The 15,129-nt window shown below is 55.9% G+C and carries 29 protein-coding genes; all 29 read left to right on the top strand.

Annotated elements, in window-relative coordinates:
* Positions 1-19 precede the first annotated feature (19 nt).
* The 29 genes from tuf (at position 20) to rplQ (ending at position 15,060) form a co-directional block, all read left to right on the top strand.
* Positions 20-1,213: an elongation factor Tu gene (tuf, locus tag BLV18_RS18420; RefSeq protein ID WP_090360685.1), complete on the top strand. Its 1,194-nt coding sequence runs from the start codon at positions 20-22 to the stop codon at positions 1,211-1,213.
* Positions 1,214-1,354: 141 nt separating this feature from the next.
* Positions 1,355-1,666, top strand: coding sequence for a 30S ribosomal protein S10 (gene rpsJ, locus BLV18_RS18415; protein WP_003186070.1), 312 nt, complete (start codon positions 1,355-1,357; stop codon positions 1,664-1,666).
* An 81-nt stretch (positions 1,667-1,747) separates the two neighbouring features.
* Entirely contained in the window at positions 1,748-2,383 is a 636-nt protein-coding gene (gene rplC / locus BLV18_RS18410; protein WP_043192521.1) for a 50S ribosomal protein L3, read from the top strand.
* A 12-nt stretch (positions 2,384-2,395) separates the two neighbouring features.
* Complete coding sequence (gene rplD, locus BLV18_RS18405; RefSeq protein WP_043192522.1) at positions 2,396-2,998, top strand: 50S ribosomal protein L4; 603 nt, start codon at positions 2,396-2,398, stop codon at positions 2,996-2,998.
* On the top strand, positions 2,995-3,294 hold the full coding sequence (gene rplW / locus BLV18_RS18400) for a 50S ribosomal protein L23 (protein ID WP_002555488.1): 300 nt from the start codon (positions 2,995-2,997) through the stop codon (positions 3,292-3,294). The genes rplD and rplW overlap by 4 nt, the downstream gene beginning before the upstream one ends.
* Positions 3,295-3,308: 14 nt before the next feature.
* The gene (gene rplB, locus BLV18_RS18395) at positions 3,309-4,133 is read left to right on the top strand and encodes a 50S ribosomal protein L2 (RefSeq protein ID WP_043192523.1); all 825 of its coding nucleotides are present in this window, start codon (positions 3,309-3,311) and stop codon (positions 4,131-4,133) included.
* 16 nt (positions 4,134-4,149) lie between these two features.
* The gene (gene rpsS, locus BLV18_RS18390; RefSeq protein WP_002555486.1) at positions 4,150-4,425 is read left to right on the top strand and encodes a 30S ribosomal protein S19; all 276 of its coding nucleotides are present in this window, start codon (positions 4,150-4,152) and stop codon (positions 4,423-4,425) included.
* Between the two features lie 11 nt (positions 4,426-4,436).
* Positions 4,437-4,769 (top strand): 50S ribosomal protein L22, encoded by a 333-nt coding sequence (gene rplV / locus BLV18_RS18385; RefSeq protein ID WP_003103908.1) that lies wholly within the window; start codon positions 4,437-4,439, stop codon positions 4,767-4,769.
* Positions 4,770-4,782: 13 nt separating this feature from the next.
* Complete coding sequence (gene rpsC, locus BLV18_RS18380) at positions 4,783-5,469, top strand: 30S ribosomal protein S3 (protein ID WP_003176422.1); 687 nt, start codon at positions 4,783-4,785, stop codon at positions 5,467-5,469.
* A gap of 12 nt (positions 5,470-5,481) precedes the next feature.
* A complete protein-coding gene (gene rplP / locus BLV18_RS18375) occupies positions 5,482-5,895 on the top strand; it encodes a 50S ribosomal protein L16 (protein WP_003176421.1) in 414 nt (137 codons plus the stop codon).
* A complete protein-coding gene (rpmC, locus tag BLV18_RS18370; protein WP_002555481.1) occupies positions 5,895-6,086 on the top strand; it encodes a 50S ribosomal protein L29 in 192 nt (63 codons plus the stop codon). The genes rplP and rpmC overlap by 1 nt, the downstream gene beginning before the upstream one ends.
* A 2-nt stretch (positions 6,087-6,088) precedes the next feature.
* A complete protein-coding gene (gene rpsQ / locus BLV18_RS18365) occupies positions 6,089-6,355 on the top strand; it encodes a 30S ribosomal protein S17 (protein WP_043192528.1) in 267 nt (88 codons plus the stop codon).
* Positions 6,356-6,378: 23 nt separating this feature from the next.
* Positions 6,379-6,747, top strand: coding sequence for a 50S ribosomal protein L14 (gene rplN / locus BLV18_RS18360; RefSeq protein WP_003243907.1), 369 nt, complete (start codon positions 6,379-6,381; stop codon positions 6,745-6,747).
* Positions 6,748-6,758: 11 nt separating this feature from the next.
* Positions 6,759-7,073, top strand: a complete 315-nt coding sequence (gene rplX / locus BLV18_RS18355) for a 50S ribosomal protein L24 (protein WP_049860773.1) — start codon at positions 6,759-6,761, stop codon at positions 7,071-7,073.
* Positions 7,074-7,093: 20 nt separating this feature from the next.
* Complete coding sequence (rplE, locus tag BLV18_RS18350) at positions 7,094-7,633, top strand: 50S ribosomal protein L5 (RefSeq protein WP_049860774.1); 540 nt, start codon at positions 7,094-7,096, stop codon at positions 7,631-7,633.
* 13 nt (positions 7,634-7,646) lie between these two features.
* A complete protein-coding gene (rpsN, locus tag BLV18_RS18345; protein WP_049860775.1) occupies positions 7,647-7,952 on the top strand; it encodes a 30S ribosomal protein S14 in 306 nt (101 codons plus the stop codon).
* Positions 7,953-8,164: 212 nt separating this feature from the next.
* Complete coding sequence (rpsH, locus tag BLV18_RS18340) at positions 8,165-8,557, top strand: 30S ribosomal protein S8 (RefSeq protein ID WP_043192534.1); 393 nt, start codon at positions 8,165-8,167, stop codon at positions 8,555-8,557.
* 12 nt (positions 8,558-8,569) lie between these two features.
* Positions 8,570-9,103, top strand: coding sequence for a 50S ribosomal protein L6 (gene rplF, locus BLV18_RS18335; RefSeq protein ID WP_043192535.1), 534 nt, complete (start codon positions 8,570-8,572; stop codon positions 9,101-9,103).
* Positions 9,104-9,113: 10 nt separating this feature from the next.
* Positions 9,114-9,464: a 50S ribosomal protein L18 gene (gene rplR / locus BLV18_RS18330; protein ID WP_043192536.1), complete on the top strand. Its 351-nt coding sequence runs from the start codon at positions 9,114-9,116 to the stop codon at positions 9,462-9,464.
* A gap of 3 nt (positions 9,465-9,467) precedes the next feature.
* A complete protein-coding gene (gene rpsE / locus BLV18_RS18325) occupies positions 9,468-9,968 on the top strand; it encodes a 30S ribosomal protein S5 (protein WP_043192537.1) in 501 nt (166 codons plus the stop codon).
* Positions 9,969-9,970: 2 nt separating this feature from the next.
* Entirely contained in the window at positions 9,971-10,147 is a 177-nt protein-coding gene (gene rpmD / locus BLV18_RS18320) for a 50S ribosomal protein L30 (protein ID WP_003176408.1), read from the top strand.
* 3 nt (positions 10,148-10,150) lie between these two features.
* Positions 10,151-10,585: a 50S ribosomal protein L15 gene (gene rplO / locus BLV18_RS18315; protein ID WP_049860776.1), complete on the top strand. Its 435-nt coding sequence runs from the start codon at positions 10,151-10,153 to the stop codon at positions 10,583-10,585.
* The gene (secY, locus tag BLV18_RS18310; protein WP_043192540.1) at positions 10,586-11,917 is read left to right on the top strand and encodes a preprotein translocase subunit SecY; all 1,332 of its coding nucleotides are present in this window, start codon (positions 10,586-10,588) and stop codon (positions 11,915-11,917) included. It abuts the gene before it with no gap.
* 28 nt (positions 11,918-11,945) lie between these two features.
* Entirely contained in the window at positions 11,946-12,062 is a 117-nt protein-coding gene (gene rpmJ, locus BLV18_RS18305; protein WP_002555468.1) for a 50S ribosomal protein L36, read from the top strand.
* Positions 12,063-12,191: 129 nt separating this feature from the next.
* Positions 12,192-12,548 (top strand): 30S ribosomal protein S13, encoded by a 357-nt coding sequence (gene rpsM / locus BLV18_RS18300; protein ID WP_008374135.1) that lies wholly within the window; start codon positions 12,192-12,194, stop codon positions 12,546-12,548.
* A 30-nt stretch (positions 12,549-12,578) separates the two neighbouring features.
* A complete protein-coding gene (gene rpsK, locus BLV18_RS18295; protein ID WP_002555466.1) occupies positions 12,579-12,968 on the top strand; it encodes a 30S ribosomal protein S11 in 390 nt (129 codons plus the stop codon).
* An 18-nt stretch (positions 12,969-12,986) separates the two neighbouring features.
* Positions 12,987-13,607, top strand: coding sequence for a 30S ribosomal protein S4 (rpsD, locus tag BLV18_RS18290; protein WP_043192542.1), 621 nt, complete (start codon positions 12,987-12,989; stop codon positions 13,605-13,607).
* 22 nt (positions 13,608-13,629) lie between these two features.
* Entirely contained in the window at positions 13,630-14,631 is a 1,002-nt protein-coding gene (locus BLV18_RS18285) for a DNA-directed RNA polymerase subunit alpha (RefSeq protein WP_007924176.1), read from the top strand.
* Positions 14,632-14,673: 42 nt separating this feature from the next.
* Positions 14,674-15,060: a 50S ribosomal protein L17 gene (gene rplQ, locus BLV18_RS18280; RefSeq protein ID WP_043192543.1), complete on the top strand. Its 387-nt coding sequence runs from the start codon at positions 14,674-14,676 to the stop codon at positions 15,058-15,060.
* The last annotated feature ends 69 nt before the right edge of the window (positions 15,061-15,129 follow it).

Below are 15,129 nucleotides of genomic sequence, written 5' to 3'. Positions count from 1 at the left end.
AGGCTAGGAGTTTATTGTCGTGGCTAAAGAAAAATTTGATCGTTCCCTACCTCACGTCAACGTCGGCACCATCGGCCACGTTGACCACGGTAAAACCACTCTGACCGCTGCTCTGACTCGCGTCTGCTCCGAAGTTTTCGGTTCGGCTCGTGTTGACTTCGACAAGATCGACAGCGCACCAGAAGAAAAAGCTCGTGGTATCACCATCAACACCGCGCACGTCGAATACAACTCGACCATTCGTCACTACGCTCACGTCGACTGCCCAGGTCACGCTGACTACGTGAAGAACATGATCACCGGTGCTGCCCAGATGGACGGCGCTATCCTGGTCTGCTCGGCCGCTGATGGTCCGATGCCACAAACCCGTGAGCACATCCTGCTGTCCCGTCAGGTAGGCGTTCCGTACATCGTGGTCTTCCTGAACAAGGCTGACCTGGTAGACGACGCTGAGCTGCTGGAACTGGTCGAGATGGAAGTTCGTGACCTGCTGTCGACCTACGACTTCCCAGGCGACGACACTCCGATCATCATCGGTTCGGCTCGTATGGCTCTGGAAGGCAACGACGAAAACGAAATGGGCACCACTGCCGTTCGTAAACTGGTTGAAACTCTGGACAGCTACATCCCAGAGCCAGTTCGTCTGACCGACAAGCCGTTCCTGATGCCAATCGAAGACGTGTTCTCGATCTCCGGTCGCGGTACTGTTGTTACCGGTCGTATCGAGCGCGGTATCGTTCGCGTTCAGGATGCGCTGGAGATCGTTGGTCTGCGTGACACCACCGTCACCACCTGCACCGGTGTTGAAATGTTCCGCAAATTGCTCGACGAAGGTCGTGCTGGCGAGAACTGCGGCGTGCTGCTGCGCGGCACCAAGCGTGACGACGTTGAGCGTGGCCAGGTTCTGGTCAAGCCAGGTTCGGTCAAGCCGCACACCAAGTTCACCGCAGAAGTCTACGTTCTGAGCAAGGAAGAAGGCGGTCGCCACACTCCGTTCTTCAAAGGCTACCGTCCACAGTTCTACTTCCGTACAACTGACGTGACTGGTAACTGCGAACTGCCAGAAGGCGTTGAAATGGTAATGCCAGGTGACAACATCCAGATGACTGTCACTCTGATCAAGACCATCGCAATGGAAGACGGCCTGCGTTTCGCTATCCGTGAAGGCGGTCGTACCGTCGGCGCCGGCGTCGTAGCCAAAATCATCGAGTAATCGTTGATCGCTTGAAAGAGCCCCCGCTTAGCGGGGGCTTTTTTATTGGGTTGACACTCGATAGGCGCGTCTATAGAATTGCGCCTCCTTTTAACGGGTGCATTGCGCCCGGTGGGAACAGCAGCCGGAGTCTGAAATCCAATGCAAAATCAGCAAATCCGTATCAGGTTGAAGGCTTTCGACCATCGCCTGATCGACCAATCCACCCAGGAAATCGTGGAAACCGCGAAACGTACTGGTGCTCAGGTGCGTGGTCCAATTCCACTCCCTACCCGTAAAGAGCGGTTCACTGTTCTGGTTTCTCCGCACGTCAACAAAGACGCGCGTGACCAGTACGAGATCCGTACTCATAAGCGTGTTCTGGACATCGTCCAGCCAACGGACAAAACCGTTGATGCGCTGATGAAGCTTGATCTTGCGGCAGGTGTGGAAGTGCAGATCAGCCTCGGCTAAGACTTGGGTCTTAGTCGTGTAACGCTCTGAAATGGGCGGCCATAGCGGGTGAAAGCCCCGTACACTCATGAGGTTTACAACATGACTATTGGTGTAGTCGGTCGTAAATGCGGTATGACCCGTATTTTCACCGAAGAAGGTGTCTCCATTCCGGTCACGGTCATTGAGATCGAGCCGAATCGCGTCACCCAGTTCAAAACTGAAGAAACTGATGGCTATCGTGCAGTGCAAGTCACTGTCGGCGAGCGTCGTGCTTCGCGCGTGACTGCTGCTCAGGCAGGTCACTTCGCCAAGGCGAACGTTGCTGCTGGTCGTGGCGTCTGGGAATTTCGCCTTGCAGAAGGCGAGTACCAGGCTGGCGACTTGATCAATGCTGAACTCTTCGCAGCGGGCCAACTGGTAGACGTTACCGGTCAGTCCAAAGGTAAAGGCTTTGCCGGTACCATCAAGCGTTGGAACTTCCGCGGTCAAGACAACACCCACGGTAACTCCGTTTCCCACCGCGTCCCTGGCTCCATCGGCCAGTGCCAGACTCCTGGCCGTGTATTCAAGGGCAAAAAAATGTCCGGTCATATGGGCGCTGAGCGCGTGACCGTGCAGTCCCTGGAAGTTGTGCGCGTCGACGCTGAACGCAATCTGCTGCTCGTCAAGGGTGCTGTTCCTGGCGCGACCGGCGGCAACCTGGTTGTGCGTCCGGCAGCCAAGGCTCGCGGTTAAGGGGAAGCGAAAATGCAATTAAATGTAAATGACGCTCAGGCGATCGAAGTTTCCGAACTGACTTTCGGCGGCGAGTTCAACGAGACGCTGGTGCACCAGGCAGTCGTGGCCTACATGGCTGGCGGTCGTCAGGGCAGCAAGCAGCAGAAGACCCGTTCCGACGTTCGTGGTGGCGGTAAGCGCCCTTGGCGTCAAAAGGGTACTGGCCGCGCGCGTGCCGGTACTATCCGTAGCCCAATCTGGCGTGGCGGTGGTACCACTTTCGCAGCTCGTCCTCAGGATCACACCCAGAAGCTGAACAAGAAGATGTATCGCGCAGCACTGCGCTCCATCCTTGCTGAGCTGGTGCGTACCGATCGTCTGGTCGTGGTTCAGGACTTCGCTGTCGAAGCACCGAAAACCAAAGACCTGCTGGGCAAGCTGAATGGCATGGGCCTCACCGACGTTCTGATCGTATCGGACTCCGTCGACGAGAACCTGTACCTGGCTGCTCGCAACCTGCCGCACGTCGATGTACGTGACGTTCAAGGTTCCGACCCAGTTAGTCTGATCGCATACGACAAGGTGTTGATCACCGTGTCGGCCGTGAAGAAATTCGAGGAGCTGCTGGGATGAACCAGGAACGCGTATTTAAAGTTCTGCTTGGCCCGCACGTTTCCGAGAAGGCTACGGTTCTGGCAGACAAGAAAGGTCAGTTCGTTTTCAAGGTTGCTACCGACGCAACCAAGCTGGAAATCAAGAAGGCCGTCGAAAGCCTGTTCAGCGTGAAAGTAGAGCGTGTTACTACCCTGAACGTACTGGGTAAAAGCAAGCGCACTGCTCGCGGTCTGGGCAAGCGTAATGACTGGAAGAAGGCGGTTATCTCCCTTCAGCCAGGCCAAGATCTCGATTTCAGCAGCAGTGCTGAGTAAGGAAGGGGTGCATCATGGCAATCGTTAAATGCAAACCGACTTCCCCTGGCCGCCGTTTCGTGGTCAAGGTGGTCAACCAGGAGCTGCATAAAGGCGCTCCTCACGCACCGCTGCTCGAGAAAAAATCGAAGTCTGGTGGTCGTAACAACAATGGCCGTATTACCACCCGTCACATCGGTGGTGGTCACAAGCAGCATTACCGCATGATCGACTTCCGTCGCAACGACAAAGATGGCATCACCGCCACTGTCGAGCGTATCGAATACGATCCTAACCGTACTGCTCACATCGCTCTGGTTCTGTACGCAGACGGCGAGCGTCGCTACATCCTCGCACCGAAAGGCGTGAGCGCTGGCGACCAGCTGATTGCAGGTGCTCTGGCACCAATCAAGCCAGGCAACTCGCTGCAGCTGCGCAACATCCCGGTTGGTAGCACCATCCACGGCATCGAACTGAAGCCGGGCAAGGGTGCTCAGATCGCTCGCTCCGCTGGTGCTTCGGCTCAGCTGATCGCTCGTGAAGGTGTCTATGTGACCCTGCGCCTGCGTTCGGGCGAAATGCGTAAAGTGCTGTCCGAGTGCCGTGCAACGCTGGGTGAGGTTTCGAACTCCGAGCACAGCCTGCGCTCGCTGGGTAAAGCCGGTGCCAAACGCTGGCGTGGCGTTCGCCCAACCGTTCGTGGTGTTGCCATGAACCCGGTTGACCACCCACATGGTGGTGGTGAAGGTCGTACCTCCGGTGGTCGTCATCCGGTATCGCCATGGGGCTTCCCGACTAAGGGCGCGAAGACTCGTGGTAATAAGCGTACCGACAAAATGATCGTCCGTCGTCGCAAGTAAATAGAGGGATACGACAGTGCCACGTTCTCTGAAAAAAGGTCCTTTTATTGATCTTCACCTACTGAAGAAGATCGAAGTGGCGGCGGAAAAGAACGATCGCAAACCAGTTAAGACCTGGTCGCGTCGTTCGATGATCCTGCCACAAATGGTCGGTCTGACCATCGCAGTACACAACGGTCGTCAGCACGTCCCCGTTCTCGTGAACGAAGACATGGTCGGCCACAAACTGGGCGAGTTCGCCGGTACCCGTACATATCGCGGGCACGTGGCTGACAAGAAAGCCAAGCGTTAAGGGGTAAGGAAATGGAAGTAGCCGCTAAGTTGTCGGGCGCTCGAATCTCCGCCCAGAAAGCCCGCTTGGTCGCCGACCAGATCCGCGGGAAGAAGGTGGGCGAAGCGCTCAACCTGCTGGCTTTTAGCAGTAAAAAAGCCGCGGAAATCATGAAGAAAGTGCTGGAGTCGGCCGTAGCCAACGCCGAGCACAACGAAGGCGCAGACGTTGATGACCTGAAGGTCAGCACCGTTTTCGTCAACGAAGGGCGTTCGCTGAAGCGCATCATGCCTCGTGCCAAAGGCCGGGCTGATCGCATCGTCAAGCGGTCTTGCCATATCACTGTCAAGGTTGCTGACAAGTAACGGAGTCGATCAGATGGGTCAGAAAGTACATCCCATTGGCATTCGCCTGGGAATCGTCAAGGAGCACACCTCCGTCTGGTACGCAGACGGTCGGACTTATGCGGACTACTTGTTCGCAGATCTGAAGGTGCGTGAGTATCTCCAAGACAAACTAAAAAGCGCGTCCGTAAGCCGTATCGATATCCATCGTCCGGCCCAAACTGCACGCATCACCATTCACACCGCTCGTCCTGGTATCGTCATCGGGAAGAAAGGTGAGGACGTTGAGAAGCTGCGTCAGGACCTGACCAAGCAAATGGGTGTGCCTGTGCACATCAATATCGAAGAGATCCGCAAGCCGGAGCTCGACGGTATGCTGGTTGCGCAGAGCGTAGCTCAGCAGCTGGAGCGTCGTGTGATGTTCCGTCGCGCCATGAAGCGCGCCGTACAGAACGCCATGCGCATTGGTGCCAAAGGCATCAAGATCCAAGTGAGCGGTCGTCTCGGCGGTGCTGAAATCGCACGTACTGAATGGTATCGCGAAGGTCGTGTGCCATTGCACACCCTGCGTGCCGACATCGACTATGCCAACTACGAAGCTCACACCACCTACGGTGTGATCGGTGTGAAGGTTTGGATTTTCAAAGGCGAAGTAATCGGTGGTCGCCAAGAAGAACTGAAACCACAAGCACCTGCGCCTCGTAAAAAAGCTGCTAAGTAAGGGGTACGCCAAATGTTGCAACCTAAGCGTACGAAGTTCCGCAAGCAGATGACTGGCCACAACCGTGGTCTGGCTCAGCGCGGTAGCAAAGTCAGCTTCGGCGAGTTCGCGCTGAAGTCTGTAGCTCGTGGTCGTCTCACCGCTCGTCAGATCGAGTCAGCGCGTCGTGCTCTGACCCGTCACGTAAAACGTGGCGGCAAGATCTGGATCCGTGTATTCCCGGACAAGCCTATCTCCAAAAAGCCCCTCGAAGTTCGTATGGGTAAAGGTAAGGGTAACGTGGAATATTGGGTTGCCCAGATTCAGCCAGGCAAAGTCCTGTATGAAATCGAGGGTGTTTCCGAAGAGCTGGCGCGTGAGGCTTTCGCCTTGGCGGCTGCAAAGCTGCCTCTCGCCACCTCCTTTGTTAAGCGGACGGTGATGTGATGAAAGCGAATGAACTTCGTGAAAAATCAGCACAGCAACTGAACGAGCAACTGCTCGGCTTGCTGCGCGACCAGTTCAATCTGCGCATGCAGAAAGCAACTGGCCAGTTGGGGCAGTCTCACCTGCTCTCGCAAGTGAAGCGCGACATCGCTCGCGTGAAAACTGTGCTCAACCAGCAGGCAGGTAAGTGATCATGGCTGAAGCCGAAAAAACCGTCCGTACGCTGACTGGCCGTGTGGTCAGCGACAAGATGGACAAAACCATCACCGTATTGATCGAGCGTCGCGTAAAGCACCCGATCTACGGTAAATACGTTAAGCGTTCGACTAAGCTGCACGCTCACGACGAAACCAACCAGTGCAAGATCGGCGACAAGGTCACTATTCGTGAAACCCGTCCGCTGGCCAAGACCAAGTCCTGGGCACTGGTTGACGTTCTCGAACGCGCTGTTGAAGTCTAAGGGCTAGGGGTCGGAGAAATTCTATGATTCAGACTCAATCCATGCTCGATGTGGCCGATAACAGCGGCGCTCGTCGCGTCATGTGCATCAAGGTACTGGGCGGCTCGCACCGCCGGTACGCTGGGATCGGCGACATCATCAAGGTGACCGTGAAGGAAGCGATTCCTCGTGGCAAGGTGAAGAAGGGTCAAGTGATGACTGCTGTTGTAGTCCGCACTCGCCACGGCGTTCGTCGTGCTGACGGCTCCATCATCCGCTTCGATGGCAACGCTGCTGTTCTTTTGAACAACAAGCAAGAGCCAATCGGCACCCGTATCTTTGGGCCAGTGACCCGTGAACTTCGCTCTGAGAAGTTCATGAAGATCGTCTCGCTCGCCCCAGAAGTGCTGTAAGGAGATCCGACATGCAAAAGATTCGTCGTGACGACGAGATCATCGTGATCGCCGGCAAAGACAAAGGCAAGCGCGGTAAGGTGCTCAAGGTTCTCGCTGACGACCGTCTGGTCGTTGGTGGGGTCAACCTGGTGAAGCGTCATACCAAGCCTAACCCGATGTCGGGCGTACAGGGCGGTATCGTCGAGAAAGAAGCGCCTCTGCACGCTTCCAACGTCGCCATTTTCAACGGCGAAACCAACAAGGCTGACCGCGTTGGTTTCAAAGTAGAAGAAGGCAAAAAAATTCGTGTCTTCAAGTCGACCCAAAAAGCGGTTGATGCTTGAACACTGCTAGGTAGAAGACCATGGCACGACTGAAAGAGATTTACCGGAAGGAAATCGCTCCCAAGCTTAAGGAAGAACTTAAGCTGGCGAACGTGATGGAAGTTCCGCGCGTTACTAAGATCACCCTGAACATGGGCCTGGGCGAAGCGATCGGCGACAAGAAAGTCATCGAGCACGCTGTAGCCGACATCGAGAAGATCACCGGCCAAAAAGCCGTTGTGACCTTCGCTCGTAAATCCATCGCGGGCTTCAAAGTCCGTGAAGGCTGGCCGATCGGTGTCAAGGTGACCTTGCGTCGCGAAAAGATGTACGAATTCCTGGACCGCCTGCTGGCGATCTCCCTGCCTCGGGTACGCGACTTCCGCGGCCTGAATGCCAAGTCCTTCGATGGTCGTGGCAACTACAGCATGGGCGTGAAAGAGCAGATCATTTTCCCGGAAATCGATTACGACAAGATCGATGCTCTGCGCGGTCTGGACATTACCCTGACCACCACTGCTCGTTCGGATGAAGAAGGTCGCGCCTTGCTGCGTGCTTTCAACTTCCCGTTCCGCAACTGATTGGAGTAGGAAAATGGCCAAGAAGAGCATGAAGAACCGTGAGCTGAAGCGTCAGCTGACGGTAGCTAAATACGCCAAGAAGCGTGCTGAGCTGAAAGCTATCATCGTTGATCTGAACGCAAGTGAAGAAGAGCGCTGGAATGCTTCCGTAGCTCTGCAGAAGCAGCCACGTGACGCAAGCGCCTCGCGCATGCGTAACCGCTGCCGCCTGACTGGTCGTCCACATGGCGTATACCGCAAGTTCGGCCTCGGCCGTAACATGCTGCGCCAGGCCGCCATGCGCGGTGACGTACCAGGTCTGGTTAAAGCCAGCTGGTAAGTCAGACCGGCCTGGTGCCGGCGGAAAATTGAGCAATCAACCGACCGCCGGTGTCATGGCGATTGAATCAAGCCCCTTATGGGGCTTGATTCATTTCTGGCGTGCGTCTAGAATTGCCGGCTCGCCTGAGCCCGGGTTTTTGGACCGGATCACACGCTCGGCGACGTTGTAGCCGCAAGGCTAATTATTTTTGTATCAGGAGCGTCTAGCCCATGAGTATGCAGGACCCGTTAGCGGACATGCTAACTCGAATCCGTAATGCCCAGATGGCTGAAAAGTCCGTCGTAAGCATGCCATCTTCCACGTTGAAGGTAGCTGTGGCCAAAGTTCTGAAGGACGAAGGTTACATCGCGGGTTTTCAGGTAAGCAGCGAAGCAAAACCGTCGCTTTCCATCGAGCTGAAATACTTCGAAGGCCGTCCGGTCATCGAGGAAGTCAAGCGCGTAAGTCGTCCAGGCCTGCGTCAGTACAAATCCGTTGAAGATCTGCCAAAAGTTCGTGGCGGTCTCGGCGTATCCATCGTCTCCACCAACAAAGGTGTGATGACGGATCGTGCTGCGCGCGCTGCCGGTGTCGGCGGCGAAGTACTTTGCACAGTGTTCTAAGGGGGGATAAGCATGTCTCGCGTCGCTAAGAACCCCGTTAAGCTGCCAGCTGGTGTCGAAGTCAAATTCGCCGGCCAACAGCTTTCGGTGAAGGGTGCCAAGGGCACTCTGGAACTGAACGTTCACTCGTCGGTTGAAATCGTTGAAGAGGCTGGCGAACTGCGTTTCGCTGCCAAGAATGGCGATCAGCAGACCCGTGCAATGGCCGGTACCACTCGCGCTTTGGTCAACAACATGGTCCAGGGCGTAAGCCAAGGCTTCGAGCGCAAGCTCCAGCTGGTCGGTGTTGGCTATAAGGCACAAGCAAAAGGCACAGTGCTGAACCTGTCGCTGGGCTTCTCTCATCCGGTGGATTACGAGTTGCCGCAAGGCATCACCGCTGAGACTCCTAGCCAGACCGATATCCTGATCAAGGGCATCGACAAGCAGCTGGTGGGTCAAGTGGCCGCTGAAATCCGCGATTTCCGTCCGCCAGAGCCTTACAAAGGCAAAGGTGTACGTTACGCAGACGAAGTCGTCCGCCGTAAAGAAGCCAAGAAGAAGTAGGGCATAGCAAATGACCGACAAAAAAGTTACTCGACTGCGTCGCGCTCGCAAAGCACGCCTGAAAATGCACGAACTCGAAGTCGTGCGTCTCTGCGTGTTCCGCTCTTCGCAGCACATCTATGCCCAGGTCATCTCGGCCGACGGCAGCAAGGTCCTGGCAAGTGCCTCGACTTTGGACAAAGAATTGCGTGATGGTGCCACTGGCAACATTGACGCGGCCACTAAGGTTGGCCAGCTGGTCGCTTCGCGTGCTAAGGCCGCTGGCGTCTCGCAGGTGGCTTTCGACCGCTCTGGCTTCAAGTACCACGGTCGCGTCAAAGCGCTGGCCGATGGCGCTCGTGAAGCTGGGCTGGAGTTCTAAGTTATGTCAAATAACGACCAAAAGCGCGACGAAGGCTACATCGAGAAGCTGGTTCAAGTTAACCGCGTTGCCAAGACCGTCAAAGGCGGCCGTATCTTCACCTTCACCGCGTTGACCGTGGTAGGTGATGGCAAGGGCCGTGTTGGCTTCGGCCGTGGCAAGTCTCGTGAAGTGCCTGCTGCCATCCAGAAAGCTATGGAAGCAGCTCGTCGCAACATGATTCAAGTGGACCTGAACGGGACCACCTTGCAGTACGCCATGAAGTCCGCCCACGGCGCTTCGAAGGTATACATGCAGCCTGCTTCGGAAGGTACCGGTATCATCGCTGGCGGCGCAATGCGTGCCGTTCTCGAAGTCGCTGGTGTCCAGAACGTTCTGGCCAAGTGCTACGGCTCCACCAACCCCGTCAACGTGGTTCACGCTACGTTCAAGGGTCTGAAAGCCATGCAGTCCCCGTCGTCCATCGCCGCCAAGCGCGGTCTGAACGTTGAGGAGATCATCTGATCATGGCTACCGTAAAAGTTACGCTGATCAAAAGCATGACCGGCCGTATCCCTAACCACAAGCTGTGCGTTAAGGGTCTGGGTCTGCGTCGCATCGGTCACACTGTAGAAGTCCAGGATACTCCCGAGAATCGCGGGATGATCAACAAGGCCTACTACATGCTTCGCGTAGAGGGTTAATCGATGAAACTCAATGATCTGAGTCCAGCTCCCGGTTCGCGTCGCGAAAAGCACCGTCCGGGTCGTGGTATCGGTAGTGGTTTGGGCAAGACCGGCGGCCGTGGCCACAAAGGTCAGACCTCCCGCTCCGGTGGCACCATCGCTCCAGGCTTTGAAGGCGGTCAACAGCCGCTGCATCGTCGCCTGCCGAAGTTCGGTTTCGTTTCCCTGAAAGCCATGGACCGCGCAGAAGTGCGTCTGTCCGAGCTGGCCAAAGTGGAAGGCGACATCGTCTCCGTGCAGTCCCTGAAGGATGCCAACGTGATCAACCAGAACGTTCAGCGTGTGAAAATCATGCTGTCGGGCGAAGTGACTCGCGCTGTAACCATCCAGGGTATCGCCGCCACCAAAGGTGCGCGTGCGGCTATCGAAGCAGCTGGCGGCAAGTTCGAGGAATAAATGGCTAAGCAAGGTGCTCTCTCAGCGCTAGGCAAGGGCGGTATGTCTGAACTCTGGGCTCGTCTGCGTTTTCTGTTCCTGGCGATCATCGTCTACAGAATTGGCGCACACATCCCGGTTCCAGGTATCAACCCGGACCGACTCGCAGACCTGTTTCGACAGAATGAGGGGACCATTCTTAGCTTGTTCAACATGTTTTCCGGCGGCGCGCTGGAACGGATGAGCATCTTTGCACTGGGGATCATGCCGTACATTTCGGCATCGATCATCATGCAGCTGATGACCGCCGTGAGCCCGCAGCTGGAGCAGTTGAAGAAGGAAGGTGAAGCTGGCCGTCGCAAGATCAGCCAGTACACCCGCTATGGCACCGTCATCCTGGCCCTGGTGCAGGCGATCGGCATGTCGATCGGCCTGGCCAACCAGGGTGTGGCGTTCACTGCAAGCTTCAGTTTCTATTTCGTGGCGGTCTCCACTTTCGTGGCGGGCGCCATGTTCATGATGTGGCTGGGTGAGCAGATTACTGAGCGTGGTGTGGGTAACGGTATCTCGATGTTGATCTTCGCGGGTATCGTTGCTGGTCTTCCGAGAGCGATAGGGCAGTCTTTCGAGTCTGCGCGTCAGGGCGACATCAACATCTTCGCGCTGGTTGCAATCGGTCTGCTGGCGGTAGCGATTATCGGTTTCGTGGTGTTCATCGAGCGTGGTCAGCGGCGAATCGCCGTTCACTATGCCAAGCGTCAGCAGGGCCGCAAGGTCTTCGCTGCGCAGACGAGCCACTTGCCGCTGAAAGTGAACATGGCCGGTGTGATTCCTGCCATTTTCGCGAGCAGCATCTTGCTGTTCCCGGCTTCGCTGGGCTCCTGGTTCGGTCAGTCCGAAGGTATGGGCTGGTTGCAGGACGTCTCGCAGTCGATCGCTCCTGGTCAGCCGTTGAACATTCTGCTGTTTAGTGCAGGGATCATTTTCTTCTGCTTCTTCTATACGGCGTTGATGTTCAATCCGAAAGACGTAGCGGAAAACCTGAAGAAGTCCGGTGCCTTTATTCCGGGTATTCGTCCAGGCGAACAGTCAGCGCGCTACATTGATGGCGTTCTGACTCGTTTGACCATGTTCGGTGCCCTGTACATGATGTGCGTCTGCTTGCTTCCACAGTTTCTGGTGGTGGCTGCAAACGTTCCGTTCTACCTTGGCGGGACCTCGTTGCTGATTGTGGTAGTGGTTGTGATGGACTTTATGTCCCAAGTACAATCGCACCTCGTTTCGCACCAGTACGAATCCCTGATGAAGAAAGCCAACCTGAAAGGCTACGGTGGCAGCGGTCTGCTGCGCTGACAGTCCCTTAAGGTTCGAGGAGTTGGCAATGAAAGTTCGTGCATCGGTGAAAAAGCTGTGCCGTAACTGCAAAATCATTCGTCGCGAAGGCGTCGTTCGAGTCATTTGCAGCGCAGAGCCGCGTCACAAACAGCGCCAAGGCTGACTGTGATGTGCTACAAGCCCGGCAGCTAGTGCGCTGCCGGGTTGATTATTTGTTATTACAGCGATATTATCTCGCGCCCTATTTCTTGGCTTCCGGGGCGTAGGTAGCTGTCAATTGGAGTCCCACTGAATGGCCCGTATTGCAGGCGTCAACATTCCAGATAACAAGCACACTGTTATCTCGCTGACCTACATCTATGGTGTTGGTCGCACTACTGCACAGAAAATCTGTGCAGACACTGGGGTCAACCCAGCCGCAAAGATCAAGGATCTGAGCGACGAGCAGATTGAACAGCTGCGTGGCGAAGTGGCGAAGTTCACCACCGAAGGTGATCTGCGCCGCGAAATCAACATGAAAATCAAGCGCTTGATGGATCTGGGCTGCTACCGCGGTCTTCGTCATCGTCGTGGTCTGCCAGTACGCGGTCAGCGTACCAAGACCAACGCGCGTACCCGTAAAGGTCCGCGTAAGCCGATCCGCAAGTAATCGCACCAGCGAATCGACAGGAATCTAGTCATGGCAAAACCTGCTGCTCGTCCTCGTAAGAAAGTCAAAAAGACAGTGGTTGATGGCATCGCCCACATCCACGCGTCTTTCAACAACACCATCGTGACCATTACCGATCGTCAAGGTAACGCCCTGTCCTGGGCTACTTCCGGCGGTTCGGGTTTCCGCGGTTCTCGCAAGTCCACCCCGTTCGCTGCCCAGGTGGCTGCTGAGCGTGCTGGTCAAGCTGCGCTGGAATATGGCCTGAAGAACCTCGACGTCAACGTCAAGGGTCCAGGTCCAGGTCGTGAGTCCGCTGTCCGTGCATTGAACGGCTGTGGCTATAAGATCGCCAGCATCACCGACGTGACGCCAATCCCGCATAACGGGTGCCGTCCGCCGAAGAAGCGCCGCGTGTAATTCAGGAGACGATAGATAATGGCTCGTTACATTGGTCCAAAATGCAAACTGGCTCGTCGTGAAGGCACTGACCTGTTCCTGAAAAGCGGCGTTCGCGCCCTGGAATCGAAGTGCAATATCGAAGCAGCCCCAGGTATCCACGGTCAGCGCCGTGGCCGCCAGTCCGACTACGGCACCCAGCTGCGTGAAAAGCAGAAAGTCCGTCGTATCTATGGCGTTCTCGAGCGTCAGTTCAGCGGTTACTACAAGGAAGCTGCCGGCAAGAAAGGCGCAACCGGCGAGAACCTGCTGCAACTGCTCGAATGCCGTCTGGACAACGTCGTATACCGTATGGGCTTCGGCTCGACTCGTGCCGAATCCCGTCAGTTGGTATCGCACAAGTCCGTCAGCGTCAACGGCAAGACCGTTAACGTTCCGTCCTACCAGGTTCGTGCTGGTGACGTGGTCGCGATTCGCGAGAAAGCAAAAAACCAGCTTCGCATTGTCCAAGCTCTCGATCTGTGTGCCCAACGTGGCCGCGTAGAATGGGTAGAAGTAGACACTGAGAAGAAGTCGGGCGTTTTCAAGAACGTTCCTGCTCGCAGTGATCTGTCCGCCGACATCAACGAAAGCCTGATTGTCGAGCTCTACTCCAAGTAAGGGCTAGAAAATAGGTGCATCCATGCAGATTTCGGTAAATGAGTTCCTGACGCCCCGCCACATTGATGTGCAGGTCGTCAGTCCAACCCGCGCCAAAATCACTCTCGAGCCTCTCGAGCGTGGTTTCGGCCATACCCTGGGCAACGCGCTGCGACGCATCCTGTTGTCCTCAATGCCCGGCTGCGCAGTAGTCGAGGCCGAGATTGACGGTGTACTCCACGAGTACAGCGCCATCGAAGGTGTACAGGAAGACGTCATTGAAATCCTGTTGAACCTGAAAGGCCTGGCTATCAAGCTGCACGGTCGTGACGAAGTTACGCTGACCTTGTCGAAAAAGGGTTCGGGGGTGGTTACCGCTGCCGATATTCAGCTGGATCATGATGTCGAGATCGTTAATCCCGATCACGTAATCGCTAACCTGGCGTCTAACGGCGCCCTGAACATGAAGCTCGTCGTAGCTCGTGGTCGTGGTTATGAACCGGCCGACTCGCGTCAAAGCGATGAAGACGAAAGCCGCAGCATTGGTCGCTTGCAGCTCGACTCTTCGTTCAGCCCGGTACGTCGTATCGCATACGTGGTGGAAAACGCCCGTGTCGAGCAGCGCACCAACCTGGACAAGCTGGTTATTGATCTGGAAACCAACGGTACCCTGGATCCTGAAGAGGCTATCCGTCGCGCTGCAACCATCCTGCAACAGCAGCTGGCTGCGTTCGTCGATCTCAAAGGTGACAGCGAGCCTGTGGTAATCGAGCAAGAAGACGAGATCGATCCGATCCTGCTTCGCCCGGTTGACGATCTGGAACTGACTGTACGTTCGGCTAACTGCCTTAAGGCGGAAAACATTTACTACATCGGCGACCTGATTCAGCGTACCGAAGTAGAACTGTTGAAGACTCCGAACCTGGGCAAGAAATCCTTGACCGAAATCAAGGACGTTCTGGCCTCCCGCGGTCTGTCCCTCGGCATGCGCCTCGACAACTGGCCGCCTGCAAGTCTTAAGAAGGACGACAAGGCGACTGCCTGATCGTCGTAATCACCGAACGTAGTGTTTGGTAAGGAATGAACCATGCGTCATCGTAAAAGTGGACGTCACCTGAGCCGTACCAGCTCGCACCGCAAGGCCATGTTTCAGAACATGGCGGTGTCGCTGTTCGAGCACGAGCTGATCAAGACTACCCTGCCGAAAGCCAAGGAACTGCGCCGCGTTGCCGAGCCGCTGATCACTCTGGCCAAGGTAGACAGCGTTGCAAACCGCCGTCTCGCTTTCGACCGTACTCGCTCGAAAGAAATGGTTGGTAAGCTGTTCAACGATCTGGGCAAGCGCTATGCAACCCGTCAGGGCGGCTACCTGCGTATCCTCAAGTGCGGCTTCCGTGCTGGCGATAACGCACCTATGGCGTACGTCGAGCTGGTTGATCGTCCTGTCGGTGGCTCGGTTGAAGCTGCCGAATAAGACGAAAAGTCTGTTCTGAAAAACCGGGCCCTGGCCCGGTTTTTTTATGCCTGGTCGTTAGCCAAAATC

The organism is Pseudomonas coleopterorum (assembly GCF_900105555.1).
GTDB lineage: Bacteria > Pseudomonadota > Gammaproteobacteria > Pseudomonadales > Pseudomonadaceae > Aquipseudomonas > Aquipseudomonas coleopterorum.
Note: the sequence above shows the minus strand (reverse complement) of the source record. Positions and strands in the feature narration are given on the sequence as shown.